Source organism: Pseudomonas sp. (assembly GCF_037994325.1).
Lineage (GTDB): Bacteria > Pseudomonadota > Gammaproteobacteria > Pseudomonadales > Pseudomonadaceae > Aquipseudomonas.
In genome coordinates this window covers 1-5352 of sequence record NZ_JBBNAH010000576.1, presented here as the reverse complement: position 1 = coordinate 5352, position 5352 = coordinate 1, and the positions used below count along the sequence as shown (strand labels likewise).

Here is a 5352-nt window from a genome sequence, read left to right as displayed (position 1 = left end):
GTGTAACCATGTTCTTCAAAATAAGTATTTACTGAGCGTACTACCTCGGACAAGTTACATCCGACCGCTCCGCTGAAGGCTACAACAATCTCTTCAGATTGCCGTGAGTTTATTCTGTCGACAATGTCCTTGTCCGAACCCTGAGATACAGGAGCTGACGGCCTTTTGGCATCTGCAGTGTTTGACATCCATTTCCCCTACCGCAACGAAGGTACTACCAGTCTGATTTCTGCGCTCTTAACAGGACCTTATCAAGAGCTTTTTTGTATTCTTCTTCTTTTTTCTTGGCTTGAAAGAGCTCTACGCGAATGACATTAGAGCTATTTCTTGCATCGATAGCAGGAGCTTCACTGAGTCCAGTCTTGCCTGAATTTTTCATCGATTTCCCTCGCATTACCATCCAGTCATGGCTGGCAAACCGGCGCATTCTACTGTCCATAACGGCAAAAGCAACGGCGTCCCTCTCGGCGATTCTAGTTGTCGCGTGGCTACGCGCAAGCGGATTTACCTATCGGAGCGCCATTTCAAAGCCTTTTATCTAAGATTTTCTGTTCTTTTCGACCGGCTACCAGTCGATGAGCGGTCAAAAAGTAACTCGAATTGGGGTAGCAGTACCTTTTTGCGCAGCCCGATCCTCTCCAACTAGACACCTGCTGGCAATAATAGGTTTAGGCAGTTTTCAGGAGAACCATTCACTGCTGACCGGAACGCTCCTATGGTTGCGCTCCTCGCTATGCCTTACCTGTAATAGGGATTTCTGACGGTTGGACAGACTTTATTCCTAGACTAATAAACTTTTTGAGGGGTTTACGAGGCCAGTACAGACTTTCTCGAAAACTAGCATTGGCTAGAACCCCCGCGTGATAAGGGGGAGGGAATACAGACTTCATTGATTAGGTTCACTGTTATCCACAGCCCGCATCAGCATTTCTTTCAGCCGCTATACGCACACGCTTGGCGCCCTTCCTATTTCATTCCACACGCCCTCGCCGCGAACCTGATCGCCCCAACCCGGTAAAAAGGCGCTCACCATGCAACCCTGGCAAACCCCCGCCGCCATCCTGCAAGTACGGCGAATACTCACCAGCTACCGTCACTGGTTTGCTCATGACCTGATCCCCGGCGCGCTGGACCTTGAAGGCGAGGAACTGGCCGAAGCCGCCTACCACGCACCGCGCACCTTGCTCTCCCATGGCAGCCAGCCCGACCCCATCCTCAACTACGGCAACGCTGCCACCCTGGCGCTGTGGGGCTACAGCTGGGAAGAACTCACCGCCACCCCCTCGCGCCTCACCGCCGAACCCATGGAGCGCAGCGCCCGCCAGCGCTTTCTCGAACAAGTGAACAGCCAAGGCTACGTCGCCGACTACCGGGGCATTCGCATCGCCAAAAACGGCCAGCGTTTCTGCATAGAACAGGCCGCCGTGTGGAATGTGCTGGATGAACAAGGCGAGAAGATTGGCCAGGCGGCGAGTTTTAGCCGCTGGAAGTTCATCTGATCCTTCGTCCCTGCCCGCCGCAGCCGACAGATTTACCCCATCGCCGCGGCCTACAGTTCGCCATCGCTGAATGTTCAGCGATCCGGTTTAGTCGCCGGAAATGGAATGTAGGGATGTGAAACCGTCTGCTGTATCCCGTGGGCATTTTTCGCCCTGCAGTTATGGCAGTTGCGCGTGGGACACCTTCGGGTGTGCCGGGCATTCTCCTTGCGTTCCAACCGGTCGACTAACCCGCGTGCAACTGCCACCTTTTTTCGCATGATGCGACTAGGTGGCGGTCTCTTACGGATCAGGAGAATCACCATGAAAGGAACACCAGACGTCACCACCACCCAACCCTTCGGCCTCACCGAAGCCTTACCGCTGTTCTCGGTAAACGCCGGCATTCCCATCGACGACGCCCTTGAGCAAGCCAGCATCTTGATGGCCTGCGTAGAAACCATCGCCGCCGCCCGTGGCATCGCCGATGCCGACGTGGAAGCCAACGCCATTCAATACCTGGCAGAAGCTTCCAAAGCCATCCTAAAAGCCTGCCGCCACTAACGGCATCGCGGCGAACAACCGCCAACGTTGTTCGCCGCCTCGTAGGGTGTGCTGTGCGCACCAATGCGCATACCTCGATATCTCTTTGGTGCGCACAGCACACAAGATCAAAAGTTCGCGCGAGCTAGCTGGCATATACCGCAACCGCGTACATACCTTTTTTCCGTGTCTCGCCCTGATAGGCAAATCATTACGATCAGGTAGAAAGAGCTAGGATCGGCCGCTTGCGCTAATAGACTTCACAAGGGGTTGAACACAGGCATTACCGCGAAGTGGCAAGCGACTTCCAGTCCCGTTCCGTCGCGAAGCCAATTTTGTTAATCAGTTTGCCAACTCCACCTACTAACGCCCAAGGCTGTGTCGGATGGAGCCCACTCCAGTCGATATCTCCGCACTCGAAACAAACTTCTAAGGTACTGGTCAGGCGGGTTTGGGAATAAAACTGAATAGTGTGATGTGGGACGAATATACAGCCGGCGAAGCCGTTCTTGGTTTCTGGGTCAAGCGCATTAACGGTGTTCAAAAAGTAAGTTTTTTCGGCCGTGTCGAGTGTATGGGCGCGGTAAATAATTGGCGTGTGATCAGCGTTTGGGTCAGCTGTGTCGAACCGGTTGGAGTGCTCGGTCACAACAATGCGTTCGGCTTGGGTAATTTCCGTGGCGAGCTGTTCGATAAAAAACTTACCCTGATCTTCCATCGAAAAACGTTCGTCAGAGGCAGTGGCAAATGACATCCACGCCATAAAAAAGGTCGCAGCAAGCTTTTTCATTGAATTCTATTTCTCTGCATGGGGATTAGTTCGCGGCCTTATCCGTTCGCGCACAATCTTAATAAATTCCAATTTTTGCTCTTTGGAAGAAAAGGCCTCCGGCGGGATGATGTGAGCCATAAAGGGCGATATATAAATGGCTACTCGGTTAGCCCGAGCAACCACTTTATGGACCCCGCCGTTCCAGAAGAAGTACGACTTGTTGTAGGGGGTTTCTTCCATCAGCGCGCCATCTTGCAACTCGATAACATGCCGTGTCAGTACGCTATGGTTCTTGCGTGAGTAGAGATAGAGGCAGTTGAAAGTGGACTGTATTAGCCAGATCACCAGGTACAGAAAAGCTGCGTATACCAGTGTGAAGATAATTCCCTGGGTACGCCAAAAACCCCATACCGCGAGCAGAGTGCAAAACAGAATAAAGCCTTGCAGCACGGGTGATCTAAATTGATGGACCGTGTTGAACACCAGTACATCGCGGAACTTGTTTTCGTACTCTATTCGCATGGTTTCCCTTCTAGTTTTCCAGATTGTTTCGCTCCTTCAGCGGCGCTTACAGTGCGCCGTCAAAGCCTGGCTTTAGGTAAATAATCATCAGCGAAAACATATCCAGCCCCACTTCGTCAGAGGATTTGAAGTCGCTCCCGGGCGGGGTCTTTGGATCTTTCACCAACGTGTCGGTTTTGCTATCCAGCACGAAGCTGTAATACGGCGGCAGGGGCGACCAACGTTCGATTGTGTTGGTTCGTTTGCCCGATATGCCTTCCATTTTCCATATTGCCCCATCAAAGCCTGTGCGCCCGGACTTCCTCGGCAGTTCCCAAAAGTTCGACATACGCTCGCCCTTCAGGAGGTTTTTCAGCTGGCCGGGAGTAAGCGGCATTTGGTGCTGCGAGACAATTTTGTTTGCCGTTTTGGAAAAACTGGTGAGCGTCACGCTGGGCGGCTGGTCGCCATTTTTAAGAATCAGGGTGTAGCTCAGGTCTTCGTCTTCAACGCTGCGCGACAGTGAAAAGCGGAATGCTGTAAAGGCGCTTAACGGGCCTTTTGCGTAGCTGCTCAGCGGCGGTTCCACCAGATGATTGTCGGGGAAGTCGCCCTCGTCCGCGTGGGCAGAAAAAGCCAGCAGCACGAGGAGAGGCAGCGTGAGAATGCGCCAGCGGGTGAGGCGTAGTGCGCGAAGATGCATGGTCCCGTCCTTGGTATGCAGGGGTAGCAGAGCCGCACAATAGGCGAGCGCCCTAAGCGCTGCCAAGCTCCTGCCATTGTTTAAGTAAGGCGCGCACGATCCATCACATGCCCAAGCCCAAAAACCAGCGGTAATACGGGTTGCCGCCATCGCGCTGCACCACGCCTTTTACCGCCTGTTCCCATTCTGTGCGTTTGCCTTGGTAGGCCAGCAGCCCTACGCCGTAGAAGCTTTGCAGGCGTTCTTGTTGGTCGGTGACGGCGTTGGTGAAGGCGGCGTCGGCGTTGAGTAGGGGCGGGCGGGTGGTTTTGCCGAGTAGGGCAGGCAGGGTGCGGGTGATTTCGTCGGCTTTTACCCAGGGGGCGTATTCGATGCGCGGGTAGTCGTCGGTCACGGCGCGGGTGTCACCGGCGAAGCGTTGCAGGCCGACGCGGTCGGTAACCCAGGTGCCGAGCAGGGCGGCGGCGTTGGCGATGCCGACTTGGCGCAGGGCGTTGGTGATGTCGGGTTGGGCGAAGCGTTGGGCGATACGCGCGGCGTCCAGGGGCATGGGTTGCAGGGAGCCGACCAAGAGCATTTCGTGGAATTCGGTGGTCCACAGCGAGGCGTGGGGGAATACGTCGAGGAAGCTTTGTACCAGGGCGCGGCTTTCTTCCGTGGTTTGGGTCGGCAGCGGCAGCCATTGGGCGACGATGCCTTGCCTGTTAAGGCGGCTGGCGGCGAGTTGGTAGAAGTCGCGCGAGTACAGGTTGACCACGCCAGCGGCGGACGGCGGCGGCGGTTCGAGGGTGATGAGGTCGTAGGTGTCGGGGTTTCGCAGCAGTTCGCGGCGGCCGTCGCGCAGGCGGATGTCCAGGCGCGGGTCGCTGGCGGCGTTGAAGTTGCCTTTGAACAGCGGCGCGGCGGTGATAACGGCGGGCAGCAGTTCGGCGACCACGGGTTTTTCCAGGCCGGGGTATTGCAGCAGGGCGCCGGCGGTGATGCCGGTGCCAAAGCCGATTACCAACGCCGAACGCGCTTCACCGCTGTGGATAAGCAGCGGTAGCAGCGCTTGCAGGCGCATGTAGCGCAGCGAGGGCATGGCGTCGCCGGTGTTGGACACGCCTTGGATATACAGGCGGTTAAAGCGTTGTTGCCGGTTGCCCTGGGTGACCACCGCGACCGTGCCGCCACGCCCTTCTTCGTAAAACGCCAGGCTGCCTTTTTGCGCGCCGGGTAGCAGTTCGGCCAGGGTTTGCGGTGGGGTGAACAGGCCGACGCCAACCGACAGCAAGGCCACCGCCAGCACGGCGTTGCGTAGGCGGTTGCTGACCTGTTCGCCAAAGCTTACCGCCACCAGGCCGATCAAGGCGGCC

General features: G+C 56.0%; 7 protein-coding genes and 1 pseudogene. 2 read left to right on the top strand and 6 right to left on the bottom strand.

What is annotated here, in order from left to right:
- Positions 1 to 188 (bottom strand): annotated as a pseudogene (locus tag AAAB16_RS19395) (deoxycytidylate deaminase); the annotation flags it as partial.
- 26 nt (positions 189 to 214) lie between these two features.
- On the bottom strand, positions 215 to 427 hold the full coding sequence (locus AAAB16_RS19390; RefSeq protein ID WP_340664803.1) for a hypothetical protein: 213 nt from the start codon (positions 425 to 427) through the stop codon (positions 215 to 217).
- 604 nt (positions 428 to 1031) lie between these two features.
- On the opposite strand from AAAB16_RS19390, the gene AAAB16_RS19385 reads away from it, so the two are divergent.
- Both AAAB16_RS19385 and AAAB16_RS19380 read left to right on the top strand, forming a co-directional pair.
- Positions 1032 to 1499 carry an MEKHLA domain-containing protein gene (locus AAAB16_RS19385; protein WP_340664802.1) on the top strand — a complete coding sequence of 156 codons (468 nt, stop codon included), beginning with the start codon at positions 1032 to 1034 and terminating at the stop codon, positions 1497 to 1499.
- Positions 1500 to 1802: 303 nt separating this feature from the next.
- Entirely contained in the window at positions 1803 to 2042 is a 240-nt protein-coding gene (locus AAAB16_RS19380) for a DUF3077 domain-containing protein (RefSeq protein ID WP_340664801.1), read from the top strand.
- Between the two features lie 262 nt (positions 2043 to 2304).
- On the opposite strand, the gene AAAB16_RS19375 is transcribed toward AAAB16_RS19380, so the two are convergent.
- The 4 genes from AAAB16_RS19375 to AAAB16_RS19360 all read right to left on the bottom strand — a co-directional run.
- Positions 2305 to 2811 carry a hypothetical protein gene (locus AAAB16_RS19375; protein WP_340664800.1) on the bottom strand — a complete coding sequence of 169 codons (507 nt, stop codon included), beginning with the start codon at positions 2809 to 2811 and terminating at the stop codon, positions 2305 to 2307.
- A 6-nt stretch (positions 2812 to 2817) separates the two neighbouring features.
- Positions 2818 to 3315 carry a hypothetical protein gene (locus tag AAAB16_RS19370; RefSeq protein ID WP_340664799.1) on the bottom strand — a complete coding sequence of 166 codons (498 nt, stop codon included), beginning with the start codon at positions 3313 to 3315 and terminating at the stop codon, positions 2818 to 2820.
- Between the two features lie 46 nt (positions 3316 to 3361).
- Positions 3362 to 3997, bottom strand: coding sequence for a hypothetical protein (locus AAAB16_RS19365; RefSeq protein WP_340664798.1), 636 nt, complete (start codon positions 3995 to 3997; stop codon positions 3362 to 3364).
- A 103-nt stretch (positions 3998 to 4100) separates the two neighbouring features.
- The coding region (locus AAAB16_RS19360; RefSeq protein WP_369335449.1) for a spermidine synthase at positions 4101 to 5352 on the bottom strand (1252 nt) is incomplete at its 5' end.

Coding starts and splice junctions, on each gene's coding strand:
- AAAB16_RS19390 (WP_340664803.1), bottom strand. CDS start 427: ATGCGCCGGTTTGCCAGCCATGACTGGATGGTAATGCGAGGGAAATCG.
- AAAB16_RS19385 (WP_340664802.1), top strand. CDS start 1,032: ATGCAACCCTGGCAAACCCCCGCCGCCATCCTGCAAGTACGGCGAATA.
- AAAB16_RS19380 (WP_340664801.1), top strand. CDS start 1,803: ATGAAAGGAACACCAGACGTCACCACCACCCAACCCTTCGGCCTCACC.
- AAAB16_RS19375 (WP_340664800.1), bottom strand. CDS start 2,811: ATGAAAAAGCTTGCTGCGACCTTTTTTATGGCGTGGATGTCATTTGCC.
- AAAB16_RS19370 (WP_340664799.1), bottom strand. CDS start 3,315: ATGCGAATAGAGTACGAAAACAAGTTCCGCGATGTACTGGTGTTCAAC.
- AAAB16_RS19365 (WP_340664798.1), bottom strand. CDS start 3,997: ATGCATCTTCGCGCACTACGCCTCACCCGCTGGCGCATTCTCACGCTG.